25 protein-coding genes are annotated in these 25581 nt (G+C 40.2%); 20 read left to right on the top strand and 5 right to left on the bottom strand.

What is annotated here, in order from left to right; genetic code table 11:
- Window positions 1–17: 17 nt before the first annotated feature.
- The 5 genes from BQ7480_RS07740 to BQ7480_RS07715 all read right to left on the bottom strand — a co-directional run bounded on the left by BQ7480_RS07740 (window position 18) and on the right by BQ7480_RS07715 (window position 4014).
- The gene (locus BQ7480_RS07740) at window positions 18–461 is read right to left on the bottom strand and encodes an N-acetylmuramoyl-L-alanine amidase (RefSeq protein ID WP_072542402.1); all 444 of its coding nucleotides are present in this window, start codon (window positions 459–461) and stop codon (window positions 18–20) included.
- 100 nt (window positions 462–561) lie between these two features.
- The gene (locus tag BQ7480_RS07735; RefSeq protein ID WP_072542401.1) at window positions 562–999 is read right to left on the bottom strand and encodes an HU family DNA-binding protein; all 438 of its coding nucleotides are present in this window, start codon (window positions 997–999) and stop codon (window positions 562–564) included.
- Window positions 1000–1278: 279 nt separating this feature from the next.
- On the bottom strand, window positions 1279–2604 hold the full coding sequence (locus tag BQ7480_RS07730; protein WP_072542400.1) for a replicative DNA helicase: 1326 nt from the start codon (window positions 2602–2604) through the stop codon (window positions 1279–1281).
- Between the two features lie 3 nt (window positions 2605–2607).
- On the bottom strand, window positions 2608–3246 hold the full coding sequence (locus BQ7480_RS07725) for a hypothetical protein (RefSeq protein WP_072542399.1): 639 nt from the start codon (window positions 3244–3246) through the stop codon (window positions 2608–2610).
- Between the two features lie 501 nt (window positions 3247–3747).
- The gene (locus tag BQ7480_RS07715) at window positions 3748–4014 is read right to left on the bottom strand and encodes a DUF4248 domain-containing protein (protein ID WP_083581783.1); all 267 of its coding nucleotides are present in this window, start codon (window positions 4012–4014) and stop codon (window positions 3748–3750) included.
- Window positions 4015–4481: 467 nt separating this feature from the next.
- On the opposite strand from BQ7480_RS07715, the gene BQ7480_RS07710 reads away from it, so the two are divergent.
- From BQ7480_RS07710 to gmd, 20 genes are all read left to right on the top strand, one after another.
- The gene (locus BQ7480_RS07710; RefSeq protein ID WP_072542396.1) at window positions 4482–5279 is read left to right on the top strand and encodes a polysaccharide biosynthesis/export family protein; all 798 of its coding nucleotides are present in this window, start codon (window positions 4482–4484) and stop codon (window positions 5277–5279) included.
- A 33-nt stretch (window positions 5280–5312) separates the two neighbouring features.
- The gene (locus BQ7480_RS07705; protein WP_072542395.1) at window positions 5313–7778 is read left to right on the top strand and encodes a GumC family protein; all 2466 of its coding nucleotides are present in this window, start codon (window positions 5313–5315) and stop codon (window positions 7776–7778) included.
- 98 nt (window positions 7779–7876) lie between these two features.
- Window positions 7877–8773, top strand: a complete 897-nt coding sequence (locus tag BQ7480_RS07700) for a glycosyltransferase (protein WP_072542394.1) — start codon at window positions 7877–7879, stop codon at window positions 8771–8773.
- A gap of 6 nt (window positions 8774–8779) precedes the next feature.
- A complete protein-coding gene (locus tag BQ7480_RS07695; protein WP_072542393.1) occupies window positions 8780–10231 on the top strand; it encodes a lipopolysaccharide biosynthesis protein in 1452 nt (483 codons plus the stop codon).
- Window positions 10232–10684: 453 nt separating this feature from the next.
- Window positions 10685–11596 (top strand): O-antigen ligase family protein, encoded by a 912-nt coding sequence (locus BQ7480_RS07685; RefSeq protein ID WP_139255739.1) that lies wholly within the window; start codon window positions 10685–10687, stop codon window positions 11594–11596.
- The gene (locus BQ7480_RS07680; protein ID WP_072542390.1) at window positions 11562–12542 is read left to right on the top strand and encodes a glycosyltransferase; all 981 of its coding nucleotides are present in this window, start codon (window positions 11562–11564) and stop codon (window positions 12540–12542) included. The genes BQ7480_RS07685 and BQ7480_RS07680 overlap by 35 nt, the downstream gene beginning before the upstream one ends.
- Window positions 12539–13579, top strand: a complete 1041-nt coding sequence (locus BQ7480_RS07675; protein WP_072542389.1) for a glycosyltransferase — start codon at window positions 12539–12541, stop codon at window positions 13577–13579. The genes BQ7480_RS07680 and BQ7480_RS07675 overlap by 4 nt, the downstream gene beginning before the upstream one ends.
- Before the next feature lie 118 nt (window positions 13580–13697).
- On the top strand, window positions 13698–14084 hold the full coding sequence (locus BQ7480_RS07670; RefSeq protein WP_072542388.1) for an acyltransferase family protein: 387 nt from the start codon (window positions 13698–13700) through the stop codon (window positions 14082–14084).
- A 309-nt stretch (window positions 14085–14393) separates the two neighbouring features.
- Window positions 14394–15956, top strand: a complete 1563-nt coding sequence (istA, locus tag BQ7480_RS07665; RefSeq protein ID WP_072542387.1) for an IS21 family transposase — start codon at window positions 14394–14396, stop codon at window positions 15954–15956.
- A 29-nt stretch (window positions 15957–15985) separates the two neighbouring features.
- The gene (gene istB / locus BQ7480_RS07660; protein ID WP_072541451.1) at window positions 15986–16741 is read left to right on the top strand and encodes an IS21-like element helper ATPase IstB; all 756 of its coding nucleotides are present in this window, start codon (window positions 15986–15988) and stop codon (window positions 16739–16741) included.
- 51 nt (window positions 16742–16792) lie between these two features.
- The gene (locus BQ7480_RS18015; protein ID WP_210436327.1) at window positions 16793–17602 is read left to right on the top strand and encodes an acyltransferase family protein; all 810 of its coding nucleotides are present in this window, start codon (window positions 16793–16795) and stop codon (window positions 17600–17602) included.
- 12 nt (window positions 17603–17614) lie between these two features.
- Window positions 17615–18394 carry a glucose-1-phosphate cytidylyltransferase gene (gene rfbF / locus BQ7480_RS07650; RefSeq protein ID WP_072542385.1) on the top strand — a complete coding sequence of 260 codons (780 nt, stop codon included), beginning with the start codon at window positions 17615–17617 and terminating at the stop codon, window positions 18392–18394.
- 76 nt (window positions 18395–18470) lie between these two features.
- Window positions 18471–19559, top strand: a complete 1089-nt coding sequence (rfbG, locus tag BQ7480_RS07645; RefSeq protein ID WP_072543950.1) for a CDP-glucose 4,6-dehydratase — start codon at window positions 18471–18473, stop codon at window positions 19557–19559.
- On the top strand, window positions 19556–20446 hold the full coding sequence (locus tag BQ7480_RS07640) for an NAD-dependent epimerase/dehydratase family protein (RefSeq protein WP_072542384.1): 891 nt from the start codon (window positions 19556–19558) through the stop codon (window positions 20444–20446). The genes rfbG and BQ7480_RS07640 overlap by 4 nt, the downstream gene beginning before the upstream one ends.
- Before the next feature lie 2 nt (window positions 20447–20448).
- Window positions 20449–20853, top strand: coding sequence for a polysaccharide biosynthesis C-terminal domain-containing protein (locus tag BQ7480_RS07635; protein ID WP_072542383.1), 405 nt, complete (start codon window positions 20449–20451; stop codon window positions 20851–20853).
- Window positions 20854–20856: 3 nt separating this feature from the next.
- Window positions 20857–21834 carry a glycosyltransferase family 2 protein gene (locus BQ7480_RS07630; protein WP_072542382.1) on the top strand — a complete coding sequence of 326 codons (978 nt, stop codon included), beginning with the start codon at window positions 20857–20859 and terminating at the stop codon, window positions 21832–21834.
- A 106-nt stretch (window positions 21835–21940) separates the two neighbouring features.
- Window positions 21941–22390, top strand: coding sequence for a glycosyltransferase family protein (locus tag BQ7480_RS07625; protein WP_072542381.1), 450 nt, complete (start codon window positions 21941–21943; stop codon window positions 22388–22390).
- An 18-nt stretch (window positions 22391–22408) separates the two neighbouring features.
- Window positions 22409–22879, top strand: coding sequence for a PssE/Cps14G family polysaccharide biosynthesis glycosyltransferase (gene pssE, locus BQ7480_RS07620; protein ID WP_072542380.1), 471 nt, complete (start codon window positions 22409–22411; stop codon window positions 22877–22879).
- Window positions 22880–22890: 11 nt separating this feature from the next.
- A complete protein-coding gene (locus BQ7480_RS07615; protein WP_072542379.1) occupies window positions 22891–24228 on the top strand; it encodes a nucleotide sugar dehydrogenase in 1338 nt (445 codons plus the stop codon).
- A 202-nt stretch (window positions 24229–24430) separates the two neighbouring features.
- Window positions 24431–25525: a GDP-mannose 4,6-dehydratase gene (gene gmd / locus BQ7480_RS07610; protein WP_072542378.1), complete on the top strand. Its 1095-nt coding sequence runs from the start codon at window positions 24431–24433 to the stop codon at window positions 25523–25525.
- Window positions 25526–25581 lie beyond the last annotated feature (56 nt).

Genomic DNA, 25581 nt, shown 5'->3' with positions numbered 1-25581 from the left:
ACAAAAAACGGGAGCCATCACAGCTCCCGTTCCACTTCAAAGCAAGGACAAGCCTTGGTCCATTCCTCCGGTTCCACTATTCCGTCGCCGTCCAGGTCCGGGCTCAGGTCGCGATGCCCCACCACCTGCGTAATCGTGGGGAAATCCTCCTTCAGCACCCTCACCAGCACCCGCAGCGAGCGCTTCTGCCGTTCCGTCCGCGTGTCTGCCGGCCAGCCCTTCTCGTCCAGTCCCCCTTCGTAGGCAATGCCGATGCTCCGCGCGTTGTAGCCCTTGGCGTGCGCCCCCTCGCGCTCCACCGGCCTCATGCTACAGATTTCGCCGTCCCTGCGCACATAATAATGATACCCGCAACACTTGAATCCCCTTTTCCGGTGCATCCTCGTCAGCTCGGCAGGCGAGAGCGGGGAATCCGCCCTCGTAGCCGTGCAGTGGATGACAATCATGTCAATTTTTCTCATCACAATCCAGTTTTTTACCGATCAGGATACAGAGCAGACACTTCAGCACCCTGATTACGATCCATTTCACCCTTGTCACTCTCATCGTTTCCTCCTCGTTTTAAGCACCCAGGCCGCCGTCTTCCTCGTCCTTCTTGCTGTACTTCACCGGCACCTTCTCGAAAGCCAGGTTGTTGATGGCCTCCTGCATCACCGTGCCCGGACGGAACAGCACACGCACCTTCTCAATCAGCGAGTCGGAGAACATCTCTTCCGTGTCGGCCCCCTCGCCGCTCAGGCTCAGCTGCAAGGAGCCCAGACCGCCCAGGCGCACGATTTCGCCGCCCTGCAAGCCCTCCGACACAATTTCCTCCATCGCCGTGAGCACCGCCATCACGTCGGCACGGGTCACGGTACACATCTGCTGGATACGTTCCGAAATCTCGCGGATGCCCATCTCGCCGCGTGCCTGCGACTGCGCATAATACTTCATTTCACCACTTTCACGGTCTGCCGGGTTCACACGTCCTACTACTGAATAAGTCACTGTCTTTTTCATAATTCAACCAATTAAGAGTTAAAAGTTAAAAGTTAAAAGTTAAAAGTTAAGAGTTAAAAGTTAAAAGTTAAAAGCGAAAAGTCCAGAACAAAGAATAAAGACTGAAGAATCAATAAAACCAGGAAACGCGCGCCCATTCCTCATTATTCATTTTTCATTCTTCATTATTCATTATTCATTGTTTTTCGTTACTGAGACAAAGATACTGCCTCCGCTTCCCGGCAAGTAGAAATACGACGACCTGTGACGACATTCGAAGAGATAAAATCCGGAAAAGACTCAGAACAAGTCCACCTCCACGCTCGCGTTCGGCTGGCTCGCCTCCCCGTGACGGTTTTTCGCCACAATCAGTCCGCAGCGTTTCGGGTCGCCCCCACGCTCGTTGCGGTGCAGCATGATTACCAGGTCGGCATCCTGCTCAATGGCCCCGCTCTCGCGCAGATGCTTCAGTTCCGGACGGTGGTCGAACGTCTGCTCCACCTGGCGGTTCAACTGGCTCGCCACGATGACCGGGCATTCCAGCGAACGGGCCAGCGCCTTCAGCCGGCGCGAACACTCCGCCACCTCCTGCTCGCGGGTACGTCCCGCCCGGGGCGTGCTGCCCACCAGCTGCAAGTAGTCCACCACCACCAAATCCAGTCCCCAGCGCGACTTCACCGTCTTGGCCCCCGCGCACAGCCGTTCGATGCTCACATACGGCGTGTCGTCCACCATCAGCCGGCATTCCGCCACCTCGTCGCCCACCTGGCACAAGTCGTCCACCTCCTTTTCCGACGTATATCCGCCCCTCACCTTCCGGTAAAGTTCCGGCGCCCGCATCATCAGCACCCGTTCGCCCACTTCCTCGCTCATCATCTCCAGCGTATAGAAAAGCACCCTGTAGCCCCTTTCCGCCGCGTGCAACGCGAACTTCAGTCCCAGCTGCGTCTTGCCCATACCCGGTCTTCCCGCCGTGAAAATCAGGTTGCCCGGCTGCCATCCGCCCGTCATGCGGTCCAGTTCCGGAATTCCCGACGGGATGCCCGACACCCCGTTCACACTCCGGCCCACCCGGTCGCGGATGCGCTCACACGTCTTCTGCATCACCCGCTTCATGTCCAGCAGATGCTCCTCCAGCGGCGAACCCTCCTTCAGGCGTTCCAGGTCGTCCATCAGCTCCGTGAGCACCTCATACACATCCTCCGTCCGGTCGGCCGTCTCGCCCAGGCGGCGCAGCAGACACTCCGCGATGGAACGCCGTAGGTAGAACTCATACAACACCCGCACATGCTCCCACAAGTGCGCCGAGCTGGCCAGGTTCGCCGTCTTGAGCGTCACCTCGTAGGCACCCCCCGCCTCTTCCAGCTTGCCCATCATCGCCAGTTCCTGCGTCACCATGATGATGTCCGGCTCCAGCCCCTTGGCCACCAGCGATTCGATGGCCATCCACATATAGCGGTGCTTCTGCTGGTAAAACATCTCCGCGCGCACAAATCCCTCCACTTCGCGGAGCGACACCGGCTCCAGCATCACGGCTCCCAGTACGGCACTTTCCACTTCGTCTGCATGCAACAGGTTCATTTCCAAACCCATTTTCTCATTCTGTCTAATCTCCTTTCCCTTCATATCTTATTTCTTATTGGTTTTTAAATAGTCATCAATATCTTCCGGCATCAAAAACGCCTTGTATTTCAAATAATTCGGCGCAGATTTCACATACTGGATGTCGTTCAGCGAGCGGAAATAATCCACCATGTTCTTCATCGCCATCCGCCGTTCCTTCTCCGTCAGCCGCCCCCATTCCAGGGTAGTGGCATAAAAGTCCGACGCCTTCCGGTCGAGCAGCCCGTAATACTGCTTCCAGAACGCATGGCAGTCCCTCCGTTCCTCCGTGGTGAGCGGCTCACCCTTGCCCCCGGTCAGCGCATCGTAGAAATTCATCGTCATTATCGACTTCACGCCCGGCACCATGTCCAGCTCCACCACTCCCATTCTGCGCAGGTTGTAGAGGAACCGCCTCACCAGCCACGGCGACCATTGGAAACACTCCGCCAGTTCGCTCGCGGTAAACTTCAGCTGCCCCCTCTTCAACCCCTCCTTCGGCTGGTCGCAGAATGCGCTACGTACAAACAGATACAAATAAGCCTGAGGCAGCGTGAACGGTCCATCCACGTTGAGTACTTCATTCAACAAAGCCCTTGGCACCACCAGATAACCCTCCGTTCCGATTCTCGTGAACTTCGAGTACAAAGTTTTAATAATTTTCATGTTATTTTATTTAAATTAGAGCATAGATAAGCCTAATATCGAAATGTGCTGTGTTTTTCTTTTGCCGGATTTATGTCACAAAACGACACGTCCAGAAAGACAATCAGTTATACTTCGAACTCAGAAAGCGTTTTTATGAAACACTTTCATGCATACCGGAAACCAGTTGATTTCCGTTTGCGCTTGCAAAGATTGACAAACTTTTTCTAATATGAAAATATTTTTCCAGTTTTTTTCAAGAAAAATTTTACTTTAGGACAAGGGAGCTCCGCCGCCTCCGGGGCCCCGTTTTTCCCGCCGGAAAAACCTGCAAGGGTTCGCAAAAAAGTCCGCACCACCCAACTCACTAACCCACAAGGCATTAACTTACGAATTAACAAATTTTGGGTCAGGGTTTGCTCACAGGGTCCCGCGCCCTCCATTATTATATTAATTAACTCCCACCCTTTAAAAGTCCGGAAATTTTGAGAGAAAGGCCGTAAAAGCCGCTCCGCGACTTTTTCACGGCTCGCCTAAAAATTTTACGATGAGCGCCACTTCCGGCTTGAGATAAAACTTCCGGTTTTTGTCGTAGCCCGCCGCTTCGAGCGCTTTTTCCAGTTCCGCGCAATGTTTTATCCAGCGCGACAATCCCTGCAAAGCCCCCTTTTTGTCCGCCTGCGGGAAATAGAGCCGCGCCAGTTCGTTTTTGCGGTACACCCGCAGACAGAAGCCCGCTTCCTCTTCCGCGCCGGCCTCCTTTCTTACATTCTGTTGCATCCGATTCATATTTTTTAGCTTTTGATTATGCTTTAAATTTACTCATTTTCGGCCAAATAGACAAACTTTTTATCCACTTTCTTTGTCAAATCCGCCGATTTTTTTCGTCCGCCGGACCGCTCCGCCCGAAAACGCAAGGACGTTTTACCCCAAACGCAAGTGCGTTTTCATCGAAACACAAGGGCGTTTTACCCCAAACGCAAGTGCGTTTTCACCGAAACGCAAGGGCGTTTGAAGGTAATTTTCAGGTCATTTTATCAAAAATCCGTCATTTTTTGTCCCGCCATCAAAAAAGAAGCAGAAAAGTGTCAAGAAACGTTGCGGGAGATAGAAATAAACGCTATTTTTGCAGGGTTATTATAAACACTGTGGATTACCCTTCCCGGACCAAGCCAACTGGGACAGGTAACGGCGAAGCACGCCCCACAGCCGCCTATACATCATCATTAAAAAACAAATTAGTTACACAAGCGAATATGAGATTACACAAAATTGCCTGCCTGGCAGTGGCCTTGACCCTGACAGCCGGTTGCACTTCCTACAAGAAAGTGCCCTATCTGCAAGACCCTGAAGTGGTAAACAACTACGGAAAAGAGATTCCGCTCTACGATGCCAAGATCATGCCGAAGGACCTGTTGAGCATTACCATCAACACCACCGACCCGCAGGCATCCGCCCCGTTCAACCTGACGGTGCAGACCCCAATGAACGCCGCCCTTACAAACATTAGCACCACCACCCAGCCCAGCCTCCAGCAGTATCTGGTGAACAACAAGGGTGAAATTGACTTCCCCGTGCTGGGCCGCCTGAAGGTGGGCGGACTCACCAAGAACCAGGCGGAAGACCTGATTCGCGAAAAACTGACTTCGTACTTGAAAGAGGCTCCCATCGTGACGGTGCGTATGGCCAACTACAAGATTTCCGTGCTGGGAGAAGTGACCCGCCCGGGTACCTTCACCGTGAGCAACGAAAAGGTGAACGTGCTGGAAGCCCTGGCCATGGCGGGCGACATGACCGTGTATGGTGTGCGCACCAACGTAAAGCTGATTCGCGAGGACGCCGACGGCAAGCGCGAAATCAAGGAACTCGACCTGACCAAGAGCGACTTGGTGCTGTCGCCCTACTTCTACCTGCGGCAGAACGACATCCTCTATGTCACTCCGAACAAGACCAAGGCCAAGAACTCCGACATCGGTAACACCACCACCACGGTGATTTCAGCCACCTCCATTCTGGTATCCATCGCCAGCTTGCTGGTCAACATTCTCCGCTAACCCATTCTCAAACTTCTTATAGAAATTTCTGTTATGACTGAACAAACAACCTCCAATAATCTTACTCCGGAGAATCCGGAAGAAAAACCTTTCAACCTCTACGAACTTATTTTCAAATACCTGGCCTACTGGCCTTGGTTTGTGGTCAGTGTAATTGTCTGTGTAGTACTGGCCTTTGTGTACCTCCGTTATCAGGCTCCGGTCTATAATGTGACTGCCAGCGTACTGATTAAGGAAGAAGACTCCCGTAACCGGTCCATGGGTGCTGCGGGAAGCGCTATGGAAGCTCTGCAAAGCATGGGCGGCTTCTCCATGAGCAACAATTTCGACAACGAAGTGGAAATCATGAAATCGCGCACCCTTATTAAGAAAGTAGTCACCCACTTGGGACTATATATTTCTACAGGTGAAAAACGCTTCTTTGGTTACAATACGCCTCTTTACAAAACTTCCCCCTTGGAAGTCTATATGTCACCTGAAGAAGCTGACAAATTAGAGGGAAGTATTAAATTACATCTTACTTATACACCAGACAATCATCTAAAAGCCAAAGCAGAATACACGCTCAATGAAGAAGAAGCAGAAATTGAGAAGAATTTCGAAAAACTGCCAGCAGTTTTCCCTACCCCTGTGGGCGTAATAAGTGTAACGGTAAAAGATTCAATACTTACCGAATGGCGAAAAGGAAACGATGGCGACCTACAATTGATTTCCTATATCAATTCTCCTACTGCCGTAGCTAAAGCGTATGGAGAGAATTTGAGTGTAGAATCTACCTCTAAAACTACTACCATTGCCCAAATGGCAGTCAAAAACACTAGTCGCCAACGTGCTGTGGATTTCATCAACTGCCTGGTAGCTTTCTACAATCAGGATGCCAATGATGAAAAAAATGAGGTAGCGATGAAGTCGGCGGAATTTATTGAAGACCGTATTAACATTATCAACCAAGAATTGGGAACCACCGAAACCCAGCTGGCCGACTTTAAGCAGAAATCTGGTTTGACCGATTTGACCAGCGATGCCCAACTGGCATTGCAGGAAAACTCCAAATACGAACAAATGCGGATTGAAAACCAGACCCAAATCCGGCTGGTAGAATTTTTGCGCGAGTATATCAACAATCCCGCCAATGCCCACGAGGTCATTCCTGCCAATGTGGGCTTGCAGGATCAGGACCTAAGTAAACTGATTGACCAATACAACTCCATGCTAATTGAGCGCAAACGCTTGTTGCTCACTTCTTCCGAAACCAACCCGGCAGTAGTCAATATGAATACGGGCATTGAGGCCACCCGCCACAATGTACAGACCACCGTAGCCAGTGTCTTGAAAGGACTTCAAATCACGAAGGCCGATTTGGAACGCCAAGCACGGAAGTATGAAGGCCGCATCAGCAGTGCGCCCCAGCAGGAAAAGGAATTTTTGAGCATCGCCCGCCAGCAGGAAATCAAAGCCCAGCTTTATATCATGCTGTTACAGAAGCGGGAAGAAAATGCCATTACCCTGGCAGCCACTGCGACCAACGGACGCATTATTGAAGAAGCCCTTCCGGATAAATATCCCGTTTCTCCCAAAAAGAAAATGATTGCCTTGGCCGCCCTTATCATTGGTTTAGGCATTCCAGTAGGTTTTGTGTACCTGCGCGATTTGTTGAAATACAAGATTGAGAACCGCGAGGATGTGGAACGCATCACCAGTGTAGGCATTCTGGCCGAACTGCCCAAATGTGCTACTCCTGAAAAAGGTGCCATTGTGATTCACGAAAACAAGAACGACATTATGGAAGAAACCTTCCGCGGCCTGCGTACCAATCTGCTCTTTATGTTGGGCAAAGACGACAAAGTAGTACTCTTCTCTTCTACCCAGCCGGGAGAAGGAAAATCCTTTGTGGCCGGAAACACCGCCGTCAGCCTTGCCTTTCTGGGCAAGAAAGTGATTGTAGTCGGTATGGATATCCGTAAGCCCGGTTTGAACAAGGTGTTCAATCTGAGCCGCCGCGCCGAAGGTATCACCAACTACCTGAGCGACCCCGACAATGTGAACCTGTTCGACATGATTCAGCGTTCCGACATCAGCCCGAACCTGGATATCCTGCCCGGTGGCCCCGTACCTCCTAACCCGACCGAGCTGGTAGCCCGTGATGTCCTGGTACACGCCATCGACCAGCTGAAATCCCGTTACGATTACGTGATTCTCGATACCGCTCCGATTGGTATGGTAACCGATACCGCCATCATTGGCCGTGTAGCCGATATGTGCGTCTATGTCTGCCGTGCTGATGTCACCCCGAAAGCCGGTTATGAATACATCAATGTATTGAAGAACGAACATAAGTTCCCGAAACTGGCTACTGTCATCAATGGTATTGATATGAGTAAGCGTAAAAACAGCTATGGTTATGGCTATGGTAAGAAATACGGCTACGGAAAAGGGTACGGATATGGATATGGATACGGATATGGTTATGGCCTCGAAAATGAAAAAAAGAAAAAGTAAAACTCAATAAAAAATTTCAGTTCCCAATAAATACAGAATTAAGAAAATTCAAATGCATAGTAGTATTATTCGATAGCCAGAATATAATTTTTTAAAATATGAAAAAAATAGCAGAAAAGATAAACGAAATTAAGAAGCTTAAGCATATAATTAATAATCTAGAATTTAATAACAAGAGAAATATATTAGAACAAAATATTCTTTTTAACAAACAACCAGGTATAACCAATTATAAATATTGTAATCACGACATTATAGTTTCATTAACAACCTATGGCAAACGTATCAATGATGTCCATTTAACTATTGAATCTATAATGGAGCAAACATTAAAAGCAAATAAAATCATATTATGGCTAGATTATAGTTTTGAAGGGAAAAGACTTCCCCAGTCATTAAAATACTTACAAGAAAAAGGGCTAGAAATTAAATATTGTGAAGACTTAAAATCATATAAGAAATTAATACCTGCATTACAACAATATCCTAATGATGCAATCATAACAATAGATGACGATTTATTATATGATTTTAATCTCCTTGAAAAATTAATATCAGCATATTTAGAGGATCCTGCATTTATTTATTGCGCAAGGCATCACCGCATTCGTCTAAATAATGATGGAGTCGTAATGAAGTATAATGAATGGGAATTTGAGTGCGCTGATACAGCCCCTAATATTTTAAATTTCCCAACAACCGGCGCTGGGACATTATTTCCACCAAAGATTTTTGATAATGAAGTATTTAACAAAAAAGTATTCATGGATATTTGCCAATTCGCTGATGATATATGGTTTAAGGCCATGGCAGTAAAATCAAATATCCTTTCAAAGAGAATTCAAACAAATACCAATAATGGAACAGACTATTTAATAAACAATTCAGTACAAGATATAGGACTTTGTAATATAAATACAAAAGAACTATGCCTAAATGATGTACAATTCAAAAATGTGTTTGAAAAATATAATTTATACAATCATCTTAAATAATATTTTATGTCCTTAAGAAAAGAAATGGTAAATGGCGTTTTTTGGACCGCTATACAGAAATATTCAGGTTTATTTTTTCAACTTGTTATAACTGGCGTTCTAGCGAGACTTCTGACTCCTGAAGATTTTGGTATTGTAGCCATAGCTACAATAGTTATAGCTTTCTTTAACCTATTTACCGATATGGGAGTAGGAGCGGCTATTATTCAAAATCAGAATCTAACTAAAAACGATATTAATCAGATTTTTTCTTTCACAATTGTTATAGGAATAGTTCTAGCCTTTATATTTGCTATTCTATCATATCCTATTGGCCATTTTTATAAAAGTGATATTTTAATCACAATATGCCAATTGTTATCATTTAACTTGCTATTTGCGTCGTTTAACATAGTCCCTAATGCACTAATACACAAAAATAAGAGATTTAAATATGCTGCAAAAGTGACATTAACGGTACAAGCAATATGTGGAGTTGTTTCAATTGTATCTGCATTTTACGGACTTGGGCTTTATTCTCTACTAATTTCACCCATATTCTCTACAATGAGTATATTTATTATTTATTATAGGCAATACAAATTAAACTTCTTTCAAGGCTTTACTAAGCAATGCTTAAATAAAATATTCTCATATTCAGCATACCAATTCTTATTCAACTTCATTAATTATTTCTCAAGAAATCTAGACAAACTTATCATTGGGAAATTTTATAGTATGCAAGATTTAGGTTATTATGAAAAGTCTTACCGCCTAATGTTACTCCCTTTAAATAATATTACAAATGTTGTAACTCCAGTAATGCATCCAATCTTAACATCCCTTCAAAATGATTTTAATGCATTAGCTGATAAATATAACAAAATTATTAGATTTATTGCGTTAATAAGTTTCCCAATGGGGGCATATTTGTATTTTGCTGGAAGTGATATTATTTATATTGTTTTTGGCGATAATTGGGAACAGGCTGTTCCAGTTTTTAAAATACTCTCACTTTCTCTACCATTACAAATGGTACTTTCAACTATCGGAGCTATTTATCAGGCATCAGGCAAAACAAAGTTTCTATTCTATGGAGGTTTATGTAATTCTACATGTACAATTATAGGTTTTATTCTTACAGCTCTATTTTATGATCAAATTGAAGCAATAGCATGGGCTTGGAATATCACATTATTAATAAACACCATAAATTCTTATTTTATATTGTACAAGCTGGTTTTAAAGGCAAGTGTAACCCCATTACTTAAAAGTTGCATTTATCCATTTATATCTTCAATTATTCTTACAATAATATTGATGTTATACACTAGATTGGTACAATTTGAATCAAACATACTCGATTTTAGTATAATGTCAATTATTGCCTTAACACATTTTCTATTATTTAATGCTATAACAAAACAAATAGATTTGAAATCTATCTTTATGTTATTGTCAAAAAAAATATCCCACTAATTCAATATGTATAACCTCATCGTTATATTTTTAGCCTTATTTAACATCATAATATTATTCCATTGTATAAAAGGGAATATGAATAAGGCAATTCTATATTGTTTTTCATCATTGTTTATTATTCCGTTTACTATACAATCTATACAAATTCCAGGACTTGGAGCAGGTTTCCCTATCCAGTACCTTCCATTCTTAATTGTTACGATTTCGTTCTTACTCAATAAAGGAGATAGAAAGAGGGTTATACTGCTTACAAGAAAATACAGATATATACTAATTATATATATTTTCTGTTCAGTATTCATAATATTGAACTCTGAGAAAGTACCAATTAAAATGCAAACCTCATATTTTATTGCGGAAATTGTCCAAATTCTGTTTATTATTATCGTACTATCCCAATCCTATAAAGATTTAACATTGTATTCCAGACTTATAAGGTGCATAAAAATTATGCTTATTTTTAATTTTATATATTCTATAACTTTTGAAATGATTTTACATTTCAACCCTGCTGGAAATATGCTTTATTCTATGTTAGGACTTAATGACGCTTTTACAGATATGATAAATTCGGAAAGAGGTGCATTTTCAATGAGAATACAATCAATCTTTGGACATCCATTATCATTAGGCCAATATTACCTACTCTTAACACCTATTTTCTTAGCAAACAAAAAAGGGAACTGGATATATGCAACATGTTTATTCTTTTTTATTGTTCTCTCAGGAACTCGTGGTGCCCTATTTCCTTTCATCATCATTATTACCATATTTGCAATAAACAAAATGAACAAACAATCCACGAACTTATTTAAATATATTTTAGCCACAGGATGTTTATTCGTTGTTATTTATGCATTTCTCCCATTAAAATACCAGATAAGAACAGACAATATCTATGACACTATTGTTTCAAACATTACATTTTGGAAAGAATCAAATCACACAACGGGTTCTACTATGGATATGCGAACTAACCAGTTAGATGCTGCTTTTTATGAGATTAGAAACGATATATTATTTGGCGAAGGAAAAGGATATCGTGAGTTTTATTCTATACAAAACGGACATGTTCATCCCGACTTATTGGGATTTGAAAGTTTAATATTGCTAAAATTAACAGAGGAAGGTATAATCGGATTAATTTTATATATTATATTAATTCTTTGTTTATATAGTTTCTTTTGGAGTCACTCCAATTATAAGATTTTAACTACATTATTATATTTAGCATTTTTCTTGTCTACAATCATGACAGGAATACGCCCCTATTCCTTATTAATTTTAGGCTTATCATCTATTATTTTAACAAGCAATAGAAATCCTTATGAAGACACAAGTCGTATACGTTTTAACAAGTGACAACAATGATGTATATTTAGAACAAACATTTGTATCAATATGCTCACTGCGAAAACATAATCCAGATGTTCAGGTAATTCTCGTTGTTGACCAAAAAACGAATGATACTATAACAGGAAAACGAGCTTATATATTAAAATATATAACACAAATTATTGCTATAGATGTACCACTTAACTTTACAAAAGTTCAGAGGTCTCGTTTTCTCAAAACATCTTTAAGAGAATATATTATAGGAGATTTTCTTTTTATTGACTCTGATACAATTATAACCTCTTCATTAGAAGAGTTAGATAATTTAAAAGTAGATATAGCAGCAGTAAAAGACTATCATCTTGCTTTCAATGAATTACAACAAAATAGATTTATCACTCAACTTGCAAAAAAAATAGGCTGGAAAATAGTTGACAAGAATTTCATTTATTTTAATAGTGGCGTCATCTTCGTAAAAGACACAATTAAAAGTCATAATTTCTATAAGAAATGGCATCAAGAATGGTTAAATTCTATCAAGAATGGGTTCCACTATGATCAACCAGCCTTTGGGAAAACAAACGCAGAAAAACAATTAATAGAGGAATTAGGTGGGGAATGGAACTGTCAGATATTGGAAAATGGAATACCTTTTCTCCTAGACGCAAAAATAATCCATTACTATGCATCTTCCTATAACAGAAAAAACGACACTCCACCTTATACCTTTATCAAGTCTGCAATCTTTCAGGAAATAAAAGAAAAGGGTGAGTTATCCACTTCAATTAATGATTTAATTGATAACCCTAAATCTAAACCTTTTGCAACCCAAATAAAATTAATATCAGGCTCAGATATAGAATTGTTATCATCCCAATTATACAGAAGCATTAGCAATTTATTCTACAAGAATCCTACCATTTTCCATACAATCGAAAGAGCAATCAAGTTTATAAAAAAAATCATAAAATGAAATTATCAATCATAGTCCCAGTCTACAATGTTGAGAAATATTTAGAACGTTGTTTAAATACGCTACTAAATCAAACTATCAACGATTATGAAATCATTCTCGTCGATGACGGCTCAACTGATAATTGCGCTCAAATCTGTGATAACTATAAAAAACAATATAGCAACATAATTAAAGTAATCCATAAAAAAAATGCAGGTCTTGGTTTTGCCCGTAATAGCGGTTTGGAGATTGCAATAGGTGAATATGTCGCCTTCATTGATTCCGATGATTATGTAGATAACAACATGTTCAAGGATCTTTATGAATACGCAAAAGAGAACGCATGTGATGTTGTCTACTGTAACTACAACATATATAAAGAGGATAATAATATAAAGAAAATTATTGAAAACGATGAATATATCTTGCATAAAGGAAAAAATGAAATTAAAGATGTTTTATTAGATATGATAGGTCCCCCCCCTTTTTATCACTCAGATGTTAAACTATTAATGTCGGTATGGAGAGGTATATATTCTAGAAAAATCATTACTAACTACCATTTACAATTTGTTTCAGAACGAATATACATCGCTGAAGATATAATGTGGCACATAGATTTTCTACCTCATTGCAATTGTGTTGGAATGATTCCTCAAGCATATTATTATTATTGTGATAATGGAGCCTCATTAACTCGGACTTATCGTAAAGACCGCTTTGACAAAGAAAGATTTTTATACCAAGTGCAACAAAATAAATTAGAAAATCTCGGATTCACTCAATTAGAATTCCAAACAAGACTAGATCGTCAATTTCTACTTAAAATTCGTGCGTGTATAACCCAGGAAGTAAGATATATTCCCCAAATAGGATATAAAGAAGCTAAAAACAACATAAAAGAAATAATTACGAAACCTGAGGTTGAAAAACTATTTCAAACTTATCCATATAAGCATCTTCCTTTAAAGCATCAAATCTTTTTCATACTCGCTAAACTTCACCTTTATACCATACTAATCAGATTATTTAGTTTTTATTTAAACAAGAAATAATAATGACATATTACTTTAAATTTCTCCAAAGAAATTCTTATAAATTAGATTAAACTCACATATCAGTTATAACTCTTATTGAAAGTCAAATATTTATCAAAGTTAATACTGACTATTTATGGCTATAAAATTATCACAAGATGAAAGCAAAAGTATAACATTACTAAAGGGTTTATCCATATTATTAGTAATCTTTATTCATGCTGATTTCAGAAAATACTTACCATCATCTATAAATACAGAATCATTTGATTTATGGATGCAAATAACCACAAGAATTTTAGTACAAAATGCAGTACCTATCTTTTTCTTCTTAAGTGGTTTCCTTTTCTTTTTAAAAAAAGATACTTTTAAAAACAAACTTAAATCTCGATTTAGAACACTATTTATCCCCTATATATTTTGGACTTTATGGGGCTTCTGCCGAAAACGGAGCATCCCCACCCACTCTGAACGGCTTAATCCATCCAGTTTTACCGCTAAATTGGCCTTGAAAAGTGCCTGAAAAACGGAGTATATCCGTTCATTTCAGCTAAAAACGCCACAAAACGCCATAAAAAACGGAGCATATCCGTTCAGTGGTTTTGGATTACGATAAAATGTCCGTTTTAGTATACAGAAATCGGAGTATATCCGTTCAGAGATAAGAATGTAATGATACAATAATCAGTTGTTTACATTCGAAAAACGGAGCATATCCGTTCACCTTCTCACAGAAACGACAATGCCTGCATAAAAAACGGAGCATGTCCGTTCACTTGCTACTCTTTTCCCGTATCTTGTATGCAGAAAACAATCTTCATACAATACGACTATGGCAGGAAAAAGTAAGAATATGAGCCAGATCAAACAACTTCTTCTACTAAAGAAGAGCGGAATCTCCAACCGCAAGGCTGCCGATATAATCGGCATGAACAAGGAGACAGTGAACAACTACATGAACAAGGTCAACGCTGACAGCCTGAGCCTTGATGAACTTATCAGGTTGGATGATCCCATTCTTGAGCACCGTCTCAAGGGCGGCAATCCTGCATATAGCGACAAGCGTTTTGAAACATTCAAAGCCCTTCTTCCATATCTTCAGGAGGAGATGAAGCGCAAGCATGTCACGCTGAAGCTGCTTTGGGAGGAATACCGTAATGAGCATCCGGATGACCACTACAGCCTGACACAGTTCCGTTTTCATTACAATCAGAACACAGAGGCCAGGAAGGAGTCGCCATCCACCATACTTGCCGACATGCGTACGGGCGGCGAAAAGCTTTTCCTCGATTTTGCCGGTGATACTATGGGATACGTTGACATGGAAACCGGTGAGGTCGTCCAGTGTCAGGCTTTTGTAGCCACTCTGCCTGCAAGCGACTACGGTTATATCCTCTTCGTACGTTCACAGCGTACAGAAGACTTTGTATATGCCATAACGCAGTGCCTGAAACATCTTGGCGGCGTACCAAAGATGCTTGTCCCTGACAACCTTAAAGCTGCCGTTGTCAAGACAGACAGATATGAGCCTTCGCTTAACCGTGTAATGGAGGATATGGCCAATCATTATGGCACGGTCATCATACCGGCACGTCCCGCACACCCAAAAGATAAAAGCAACGTGGAAGGGACCGTGAGGCTTGTCTATATGCGTGTGTTTGCCGAACTCCGCAATGAAACCTTCCATTCACTGGAAGAGCTTAACCGGGCAGCCTCACTCAAAATGAAAGCGCACAACCAGAAACGCATGCAAAAGCATCCTTACACGCGTGAGGAACGGTTCCTTGCCGTAGACAAGCCAAATCTTATGCCACTGCCTGACAGAGATTTTGAGATTGTGTCATATACCGATTTGAAGGTGTCAACCAACTGCTGTATCTATCTTGGACGTGACCAGCACTATTATACAGTACCGTATCAGTATATATCCAAAACCGCACATGTCGCATATACACGCACACTGGTAAAAGTATATGTGGACGGTGAGCTTGTAGCCACTCACCTACGTGATTACAACAGGGGAAAGTATACTATCGTAAAGGAGCATCTTGCAAGCAATTCCCGGGAATACAGAGGGATGAGTGCAAAATCATACATAGAGCGTGCCGAGCGTGCATCCGGCATACTGGGAGATGTAATCCGCCGCATATTTTATTCTTCCACAATGCCTCCGGAGACTCATTACAAGACCTGCGACGGGCTTCTAAACCTGCAAAGGAGCAGTGATCCGGTCGTTTTCCAAAAAGCCTGCGAGGCAGCCCTGAATGTAGACAGATGCAACTATCGCTTTATCCGTTTACTGGTAGAGAGCAAGTGTGCCGGTGTGGGGCAACCTTCATCTTCCTTTGCTCCTCCGCAGCACTGTAATATCCGTGGAAAAGCACAGTTCAAATGACAGACTTCTAACACTCAAAACAAATAACGATGGATGAAATTATCAATGCTCTAAGAAACCTTAAGATGCCTGGAATGGCCCATTACTGGGCTACCATGCAGGAGACGCGACAGGCAGAGTCGCTCTCCTTGAAAGACGGTCTGCAACTGCTTATACAGGCTGAACTGGATAACCGGAATCAAAGCCGGAATGCCCGTCTGATAAAAAAAGCACACTTCCGTTATCAGGCATCCATAAGCGAAGTTATCTATGACAGCAAGCGTGGCGTGGACAAGCAGAAAGTGCTTAATCTCGCCACTTGTGACTATGTGAAAAACGGGGTATCCATACTTATTACGGGTGCTGCCGGTACCGGTAAAAGCTGGTTGGGTACAGCGTTTGGTCATCAGGCCTGCATGAACGGATATAAGGTTGCTTATTATAACCTGTACAGGCTCTTCGAGGAAATAAGCCTTGCCCGTATATCCAGTACCCTGCATCGTTTCTTCGCCAAGCTGGCACAGACTGACCTGCTTATACTGGACGACTTCGGCATGAAAGTTCTTGACGGACAACAGTTACTTGACTTTATGGAGATTATAGAAGACCGCCATGGACAAAAAGCTACGATCATCATATCACAACTGCCGGTTGCCAACTGGTACGATGTGATGAAAGGCAACACGACTGCAGCTGATGCAATATTAGACAGGTTGGTACACACAAGTGTGCGCTTCGAGCTACAAGGCAGCAGTTTACGTCAAAAAAGACATCAAAACTGCAACGTTACAGACGAAAATCAATAAATTTGCATCGCCATAGGTAAAGAGTATGAAAAGTGAACGGATATCACCGTTTTGGGTGAACGGATATCAACCGTTTTCAGCAGCTTCTTTATTCCATTTTTTCTACAAGTCATATTAGGATTAGAACATTATTTTACAGGTACTAAACTAAAATATATTGCCGATTTTACAGTTATCGATTATATAAGAATGTTTTGGGATATTAGAGACGGAGCACCAATATTATCAACACTTTGGTTTTTAAGAGATTTGATTGTTATGGTTTTATTAACCCCTTTAATATCTTATCTGATAAAATTATTCAAACAATGGCTTATATTATTTATTGGTATTATTTATTTATTTTATCCTTTTTATAGTAGCGGGATATCTAGTACCGGCCTATTCTTTTTTATATCTGGAGCTTATTTTTCAATAGTCCCTTCATATAATATATTTCAACGCATCAATAATTCATTACCTTTTTTAAAATTAGTTATTATCTGGTTACTAAGTTTTATAATCGTAATATTATGTTACATATATAATATTCAATATAATTTGGCCATGAATTATTTCATTATACCAAATTCCATAATGTTATATACTATTCTTTATAGAGCAATAAAAATATATAATCTTAAATGGCTATATAAAATAGCCGTTGCTTCATTTTTTATTTATGTTTTTCATGAACCTTTTATGGGTTACATGATAGGTGGATTCTTTAAAGTAATAGAAATAGATTCAAATTTCATCCTTTATTTTTTACCTTTCTTTTTTGTCTTATTTACCATACTATTCTCATACATAGCATATTCTATTTTAAATAAGATATGCCCCCAATTTTTAAGAATAATTACAGGTTCACGTTCTAAATAAATTAACAGCAATATGAAAGCAGTAATCTTTGCAGGCGGTCTTGGTACACGCTTTAGTGAAAAAACACAGTATATGCCTAAACCTATGATTGAAATAGGAGGTAAACCTATACTTTGGCATATTATGAAAATTTATTCATCTTATGGAATAAATGAATTTATAATTTGTTGTGGCTATAAAGGGTATGTCATAAAAGAATATTTTATGAATTATTTTTTGCACAATACAGATGTAACAGTTGATTTGTCAAACAATTCTGTTCAACTTTTAGAAAACCATTCAGAAAACTGGAAAGTTACGATGGTAGACACAGGACTAAATACAATGACAGCTGGAAGACTTAAAAGGATTCAAAAATATATTGAAAATGAACAATTTTGTCTAACTTATGGTGATGGAGTAGCAGACCTGAACATCCAAGATACAATCAAAGCACATAATGAAAGCGGGAAAGCATTATCAATGACTGTATATAAACCAGCTGGTAGATTTGGGTCTGTCCACATTGACCCTAAGACAAACACAGTTCTTTCATTTGAAGAAAAACCAGATGGAGAAGGTAACTGGATAAATGCTGGATTCTTTGTATGTGAACCAAGCATATTTAATTATCTTCCTGAAAATGCGGATCCTATTATGTTTGAGCGTGAACCTTTACAAAATATAGCAGCAAAAGGAGATATGCATGCTTATAAACATACAGGTTTCTGGAAGCCTATGGACATGCTTAAAGACAACATGGATTTAGAAAAAATGTGGAGTGAGAATAATGCTCCATGGAAAATCTGGTAAAAACTAAATATCATCTATTTTTCTTATATAAAAATATTTATTCTTGCTAGTCTTCAAGAAACTAAAATCGTCAATCATGGTAGATATATTCAATAATTTCTTTCAGGGGAAACGGGTACTTGTAACTGGACATACAGGTTTTAAAGGTTCATGGCTTTCTATTTGGCTGCACGAACTAGGAGCAGAAGTAATTGGTGTTGCAAACGAACCTTTTACAGAACGAGATAATTATGTACTTTCAGGAATCGGGAAACGAATAAAAGCAGATATTCGAGCAGACATTCGTAATGGAGAAAAAATAAAAGAAATATTCAAACAATACCAACCTGAAATAGTATTTCATTTGGCAGCCCAACCATTAGTACGACTTAGCTACGATATCCCTGTAGAAACCTATGAAACAAATGTTATGGGAACTATCCACATAATGGAAGCCATTCGAAGTACTGAAAGTGTAAAGGTTGGCATTATGATTACAACAGATAAATGTTATGAAAATAAAGAACAAATATGGGGGTATCGAGAGAATGAACCAATGGGAGGATATGACCCTTATAGTTCTTCAAAGGGATGTTGTGAAATAGCAATTAGTTCATGGAGACGTAGTTTTTTTAATCCTGAACAATATGAAAAGCATGGTAAAAGTCTTGCAAGTGTTAGAGCTGGAAATGTAATTGGAGGTGGAGATTGGGCATTAGATAGAATTATTCCCGACTGTATAAAAGCTCTTGAATCAAATAATCCCATTAATATTCGGTCTCCTTACTCCATCCGCCCTTGGCAACATGTACTTGAACCGCTTAGTGGCTATATGTTGTTAGCAATGAAAATGTGGGAATCACCAACTCAATATTGTGAAGGATGGAACTTTGGACCTCGAATGGAAAGCGTAACTTCTGTATGGGATGTAGCCTCCTTAGTCATCAAGAACTATGGCTCTGGAGAATTACATGACATAAGCGATCCTAATGCTTTACACGAAGCCAAGTTACTAATGCTTGACATCACAAAAGCTCAGGTCAAACTAGGATGGGAACCTAGAATGAACATAGAGCAATGCATAGAACTTGTCGTTGAATGGTATAAAAAATATCGTGAAACGGATGATATATACGGAATGTGTATAGAACAAATATCAAAATATATTAATTACGGGAAAAAATGAAAATATCTATAATAGGAACAAATGGTTTCCTCTCTGTTGCAATGGCAAAATATTGCAACGAGCAAAAATGGAATCTTGATATGTATGGTTTGGATGCTCCTCAAGGACATGAATATAACCATTTTTATCAGATAAATCTTTTATCTGACAAAATAGACTATTCAGAACTGTTAAAATCTGATATAATAATTTATGCCTCAGGTGCCGGTATCCAAAGTAATCTTCATGAAAGCGCCTATATAGTATATGCCTTAAATGTGACAGTACCTGTCAATCTATGTGATGATCTTAAGGTAAATGGCTATAAAGGAATATTTGTATCATTTGGGTCAGTATTTGAAATGGGTCAAACTAAAGAACAAAAATCATTCACCGAAGAAGATATTATAACCTCATTGTGTGAAGCCCCCAATGACTACGCTGTTTCAAAACGGATGCTTACACGCTTCATAAGCTCCTACAAACATGAATTTACACATTGGCATTTCATAATTCCTACAATATACGGTGAAAAAGAGAACCCACTTCGCCTTATACCATATACTATTAATGCTATCAAAAACAATGAAGAACTCCATTTTACAGCAGGAGATCAAACACGGCAATATATTTACGTAAACGAAGTTCCTCGCCTCATCCACCTTGCAGTTAATAAGAAGCTCCCCAATGGAATCTATAACATAGAAGGTAAAGAAACATTAACTGTAAAAGAAATAGTCACTTTAATTCATCACTGTATGGGGAAAAGTGTACCTACGAATTGTTTTGGTACTGTTCAAAGAGCAGATGTAGGTATGAAATTTTTAGCACTTAATGGAAATAAATTAAAGGAAGCTATTGGATTTGAAGCTAAAACAAAAATAAAAGACATAATCAACAAATATTAAAAATGGCTACGCTCAAAGATCAAATAAAAATAATTCCCCGTCGTCTCATTAAGGATGAACGAGGATGGTTTTTTAAAGCAATAACAGGAACAGAGGAAAATATACCTAATCATACAGGAGAAGTATATTTAACAATGGGACTACCCGGAGAAATAAAAGGAGGACATTATCACCCTAAGGCAGTTGAATGGTTCACTGTCATAGAAGGAAATGCAACATTACGTTTAGAAGATATTAAAACACATGAGCGTTTGGAAATCCCAATGTCGTTAGAAGAGGCAAAAAGTGTATTTGTCCCTAATAATATTGCTCATGACTTCATCAATACAGGTCCTGATAAATTTATTGTTCTCGCATATACAGATATGTTGTATGATCCCTCTGATACAATAGCATATAAATTATAAGATATGAAAAAGTTATCAATTGTAATTCCAACTCTCAATCGCTATGAATATTTAAGACGGACAATTGAAGTATTTCTTCCACAAATTAAAAGAAATATTGAAAATATCCAATTTGTGGTATGTGCAAATTGCTGCAACGATAATACAGACACCTACATGAAAAATTTGTGCAAAGAAAATACTTTTATTGAATATTATTATTATAATCAATATGCCGAAGTTGGAGAAAGCATTATTCGTTCTGTAGAAAAGTGTACTAGTGAATATGTCATTATATGGGGAGATGATGACCTTCCATATCCATTTTTGATAGACTATTTACTTAACACCCTAAATGAACAGGAAACAATAGGAATCATTCATATTAATAGACTCTATGGAAAAGATACAATATATGGAATCAAAGATTTAGGAGTAAAAAATACTCAATATGAATCAATGACTCTACAAATTACTTTGCCCCAATTAATAGATCGCTTTACTATTGATTTAGGATTTATATCATCTATTGTATTTAGATTAGATGCATGGAATAAAGGCAAAAATTACTTTTCACCATCCCACTACGGATATGAGTTCTTAGCTATTATTTTGATGGGGACAAAAAAATTAGAAGCAAAAACATCATGCTTATATATTAATCTGCCAATGGAAATACAAAGAAACCCTTTAAATAGAGATTTTTCTGCAAAATGGCCGCTGTATATGTTTGTTGGAGTTCCAAATATGATGTCAGACTTCGATAAATGGGGAATCTCAGAAGGCGCTTATAAAGCATGGTGCAAAAATAAAAGGCCAAAACTATTAGGATATATTTGGAACATGGCATACACATCCATCGACAGATCATTCTATAAAACAAAATGTAGAGAATTAAATAAATATCAACAATCAAAATTCAGACGTATTTTAACTTATATCATAGTATACACATTTCCCAAAAATATATTCAAATTTATCAAAGGGAAATTGTACAGTTAACATAACATAATATTCTATCAATTTCGTAAAAAGATAGAAAAAATTTACAATAAAAACACGCTTCAATCTCAAAATTAATCAATGAGATTTTGACTATAACAAAAAAATGAAAAAAATATTAGCCGTAGCTTCAATTGGAGGACATTGGGTACAACTCTTACGTATTATGAAGGGCCTAGAAAATAAATATGAAATATCATATCTATCTACGCATGAAAAGTGTGCAACAATGGTACCCAATCATACCTTCCATAAATTATTAGAATTTAGCCGATGGAACTGGTATAAATTATTTCCGGCCTTTTTTCATGACCTAAAATTAATAAGACAAGAAAAACCAGATGTCATAATCACTACAGGAGCTGCTCCTGGGCTTATCGTTTTATTTGCAGCCTTTTGCTTAAGAAAAAAAACTATCTGGGTAGACAGTATTGCCAATGTGAATCATTTGTCACTATGTGGGCGTGTGGCATCTAAATTTGCGACTCACACTTACACTCAATGGAAAGAATTAGAAACTGAAAAGGTTCAATTCATGGGAAATGTAATTGGTTAAATCTAAAAAGAAACACACATGATATTTGCAACAATAGGAACACAAGCTCCATTTGACAGGTTTGTAAAAATGCTTGACGAATTGTGTAAGGATACAGAAGAAGAAGTCATTTGCCAAACAATCCAAACTAATTATCAAGCACAGAACATTAAAACAGTCGATTTTCTACCGCCTGATGAGTTCGACCAATATTTTAAAAAAGCCAGACTAATAATTGCACACGCAGGTATGGGTACTATTATTTCGGCGCTAAAACAAAAAAAACCGATAATCATTGTTCCAAGATTAGCCTCTCTAAAAGAACATCGTAACGATCATCAGATGGCAACAGCAATGCGCATGCATGAATTAGGGTATGTATATGCAGCATACGATAAGGCTCAATTAAGTGAACTGATTAATCGAAATGATTTGAAACCTTTAAAAGAAATTGGTGAGATTGCTTCGCCTTCTCTTATAAATTCACTAAATAAAGTAATTGAACTATAATACTCACAATTATGGATAGTTTTAATAATGTAAATATCGCCGTAGCTGGAACTGGCTATGTCGGTTTATCAATCGCCACCTTATTATCACAGCATCACCACGTGACAGCCGTAGATGTAATCCCTGAAAAGGTAGAGAAAATCAATAATCGTATCAGCCCGATACAAGATGATTATATTGAAAAGTATCTGGCAGAAAAGGAACTGAACCTGACGGCTACACTGGACGGAGCTACAGCCTATAAAGACGCAGATTTCGTAGTGATTGCAGCACCGACCAACTATGACCCCGTGAAGAATTATTTCGACACGAGCCATGTGGAGGAAGTGATTGATTTAGTACTCGAAGTAAACCCGGATGCAGTGATGGTCATCAAGAGTACCATTCCGGTGGGATATTGCCGGAGCCTGTACGTGAAGTATGCGGAAAAATTTCGTAACACTCCTGCCCTCGCCGGAAAGAAATTCAACTTGTTGTTCTCGCCGGAGTTCCTGCGCGAGAGCAAGGCATTGTATGACAACCTCTACCCTAGCCGAATCATCGTAGGCTATCCGAAATTCATTGACGGACGAGATGCAGAAAACGAAGCTATCAAAGCCATCGCAGGAGAACATCTGGAAGAAAAAGCCAAAGAATTTGCAACCCTGTTGCAAGAAGGTGCCATCAAGGAAAACATCGACACGCTGTTCATGGGTCTGAAAGAGGCAGAAGCGGTGAAACTGTTTGCCAACACGTATCTGGCACTGCGTGTGAGCTACTTCAACGAATTGGATACGTATGCCGAAGTGAAGGGACTGGACACACAGGCCATCATTCAGGGTATCTGTCTGGACCCGCGTATCGGTACGCACTACAATAACCCGAGTTTCGGATACGGTGGTTACTGTCTGCCGAAAGACACCAAACAGCTTCTGGCCAACTATCAGGATGTGCCGGAAAACTTGATTCAGGCCATCGTGGAAAGTAACCGTACACGTAAGGATTTCATTGCAGACCAGGTGCTGAAAAAAGCGGGATATTATGACTACTATAATCGTGGTGACTATAGTCCGGCAGCAGAAAAGCAGTGCGTAATTGGCGTATACCGTTTGACCATGAAGTCAAACAGTGATAACTTCCGCCAGAGCAGTATTCAGGGAGTAATGAAGCGTATCAAGGCCAAAGGTGCTACGGTAATCATCTATGAACCGACACTGGAAGACGGTTCTACTTTCTTTGGTTCGAAAGTGGTAAACAATCTGGAAGAGTTCAAGAAAGAGAGCAATGCCATCATCGCCAACCGATATGATGCTTGTCTGGATAGCGTGAAAGACAAAGTGTATACGCGAGATATCTTTAGAAGAGATTAATAACGCTAAAAAATGAACAGTAAGAAATTAAATGCAATATAAAGAAGCCTCCCATTTTTGTAGTATTTAATAACTACATAAATGGGAGTTCTTAATTTATTATCATTCATTTTCTACCTACTCAAAAGAAAATTCAAAGAAAAAAGCTGATATTTGCAGTCACAGATTTATCATGGAAATAACTTTATAACGAAAAATAAACATGGAAAGAAAAACAGCACTAATCACGGGTATCACAGGACAGGACGGTTCCTTCCTGGCTGAGTTTTTATTGGAAAAAGGATATGACGTACACGGTACCATCCGCCGCTCGTCGGTAGACTTCCGCGAACGTATTGCGCATCTGGAGGGGAAACCGAACTTCCATCTGCATTATGCGGACCTGACGGACTCCATGAGTATGCTACAGGTAGTGGGCAAGGTGCGCCCGACGGAAATATACAACCTGGCGGCACAGAGCCATGTGCAGGTGAGCTTCGACTCGCCGGAGTTTACGGCCAACGTGGATGCCACGGGGGTACTGCGTGTACTGGAGGCGGTCCGTCTGTGCGGACTAACGGACACGTGCCGCATTTATCAGGCGTCTACTTCTGAATTATACGGAAAAGTAGAAGAGGTGCCGCAGAACGAGAACACACCGTTTCATCCGTACAGCCCGTATGCGGTGGCCAAACTGTATGGTTACTGGATTGTGAAGGAATACCGCGAGGCGTATCACATGTTCTGCTGCTCGGGTATCCTGTTCAACCATGAATCAGAACGCCGCGGGGAGACGTTCGTGACGCGTAAGATTACGCTGGCGGCGGCACGCATCGCACAGGGAAAGCAGGAGAAGCTGTATCTGGGCAACCTGGATTCGCTGCGTGACTGGGGGTATGCCAAGGATTACGTGGAATGTATGTGGCTAATCCTGCAGAACAGCCAGCCGGAAGATTTCGTCATCGCCACAGGTGAACAGCACAGTGTGCGTGAATTCTGCTACCTTGCTTTCAAACGTGCAGGCATTGAGTTGGAATTCAAGGGTAAGGGTATCGACGAAAAGGGATATGACAAGGCGACCGGCAAGTGTCTGGTGGAAGTGAGCGAAGACTTCTACCGCCCGACGGACGTGGTGAACCTCTGGGGTGACCCGACCAAGGCGAAGGCTAAACTAGGCTGGAACCCAACCAAGACTTCTTTCGAGGAACTAATCAACATCATGGTGGATGCGGATATGGCGAAAGTGGCCGTGGAAAAGGCAGGAGAAGAAATCCGCACGAACTTGGCAGAATACCTGGAGAAGGGAATCGTGAAATAGTTAAAAGTTAATAGTTAAAAGGTAAAAGTTAAACGTAAAAACGGGATTTTTCTACT

The organism is Bacteroides mediterraneensis (genome assembly GCF_900128455.1).
Taxonomy (GTDB): Bacteria; Bacteroidota; Bacteroidia; order Bacteroidales; family Bacteroidaceae; genus Phocaeicola; species Phocaeicola mediterraneensis.
The sequence above is the reverse complement of the archived record's forward strand: the minus strand, read 5'-3'. Positions and strand labels throughout refer to the sequence as shown.

Excerpts from the sequence above, each read along its gene's own strand:
- BQ7480_RS07630 (WP_072542382.1), top strand. The coding sequence starts at position 20,857 with ATGAAAAAGTTATCAATTGTAATTCCAACTCTCAATCGCTATGAATAT.
- BQ7480_RS07680 (WP_072542390.1), top strand. The coding sequence starts at position 11,562 with ATGAAGACACAAGTCGTATACGTTTTAACAAGTGACAACAATGATGTA.
- gmd (WP_072542378.1), top strand. The coding sequence starts at position 24,431 with ATGGAAAGAAAAACAGCACTAATCACGGGTATCACAGGACAGGACGGT.
- BQ7480_RS07640 (WP_072542384.1), top strand. The coding sequence starts at position 19,556 with ATGAAAATATCTATAATAGGAACAAATGGTTTCCTCTCTGTTGCAATG.
- BQ7480_RS07615 (WP_072542379.1), top strand. The coding sequence starts at position 22,891 with ATGGATAGTTTTAATAATGTAAATATCGCCGTAGCTGGAACTGGCTAT.
- BQ7480_RS07675 (WP_072542389.1), top strand. The coding sequence starts at position 12,539 with ATGAAATTATCAATCATAGTCCCAGTCTACAATGTTGAGAAATATTTA.
- istB (WP_072541451.1), top strand. The coding sequence starts at position 15,986 with ATGGATGAAATTATCAATGCTCTAAGAAACCTTAAGATGCCTGGAATG.
- BQ7480_RS07740 (WP_072542402.1), bottom strand. The coding sequence starts at position 461 with ATGAGAAAAATTGACATGATTGTCATCCACTGCACGGCTACGAGGGCG.
- rfbG (WP_072543950.1), top strand. The coding sequence starts at position 18,471 with ATGGTAGATATATTCAATAATTTCTTTCAGGGGAAACGGGTACTTGTA.
- BQ7480_RS07635 (WP_072542383.1), top strand. The coding sequence starts at position 20,449 with ATGGCTACGCTCAAAGATCAAATAAAAATAATTCCCCGTCGTCTCATT.
- BQ7480_RS07685 (WP_139255739.1), top strand. The coding sequence starts at position 10,685 with ATGCTTATTTTTAATTTTATATATTCTATAACTTTTGAAATGATTTTA.
- BQ7480_RS07715 (WP_083581783.1), bottom strand. The coding sequence starts at position 4,014 with ATGAATCGGATGCAACAGAATGTAAGAAAGGAGGCCGGCGCGGAAGAG.
- BQ7480_RS07670 (WP_072542388.1), top strand. The coding sequence starts at position 13,698 with ATGGCTATAAAATTATCACAAGATGAAAGCAAAAGTATAACATTACTA.
- BQ7480_RS07700 (WP_072542394.1), top strand. The coding sequence starts at position 7,877 with ATGAAAAAAATAGCAGAAAAGATAAACGAAATTAAGAAGCTTAAGCAT.
- pssE (WP_072542380.1), top strand. The coding sequence starts at position 22,409 with ATGATATTTGCAACAATAGGAACACAAGCTCCATTTGACAGGTTTGTA.
- BQ7480_RS07725 (WP_072542399.1), bottom strand. The coding sequence starts at position 3,246 with ATGAAAATTATTAAAACTTTGTACTCGAAGTTCACGAGAATCGGAACG.
- BQ7480_RS07625 (WP_072542381.1), top strand. The coding sequence starts at position 21,941 with ATGAAAAAAATATTAGCCGTAGCTTCAATTGGAGGACATTGGGTACAA.
- BQ7480_RS07730 (WP_072542400.1), bottom strand. The coding sequence starts at position 2,604 with ATGAAGGGAAAGGAGATTAGACAGAATGAGAAAATGGGTTTGGAAATG.
- BQ7480_RS07735 (WP_072542401.1), bottom strand. The coding sequence starts at position 999 with ATGAAAAAGACAGTGACTTATTCAGTAGTAGGACGTGTGAACCCGGCA.
- rfbF (WP_072542385.1), top strand. The coding sequence starts at position 17,615 with ATGAAAGCAGTAATCTTTGCAGGCGGTCTTGGTACACGCTTTAGTGAA.
- istA (WP_072542387.1), top strand. The coding sequence starts at position 14,394 with ATGGCAGGAAAAAGTAAGAATATGAGCCAGATCAAACAACTTCTTCTA.
- BQ7480_RS07695 (WP_072542393.1), top strand. The coding sequence starts at position 8,780 with ATGTCCTTAAGAAAAGAAATGGTAAATGGCGTTTTTTGGACCGCTATA.
- BQ7480_RS07705 (WP_072542395.1), top strand. The coding sequence starts at position 5,313 with ATGACTGAACAAACAACCTCCAATAATCTTACTCCGGAGAATCCGGAA.
- BQ7480_RS07710 (WP_072542396.1), top strand. The coding sequence starts at position 4,482 with ATGAGATTACACAAAATTGCCTGCCTGGCAGTGGCCTTGACCCTGACA.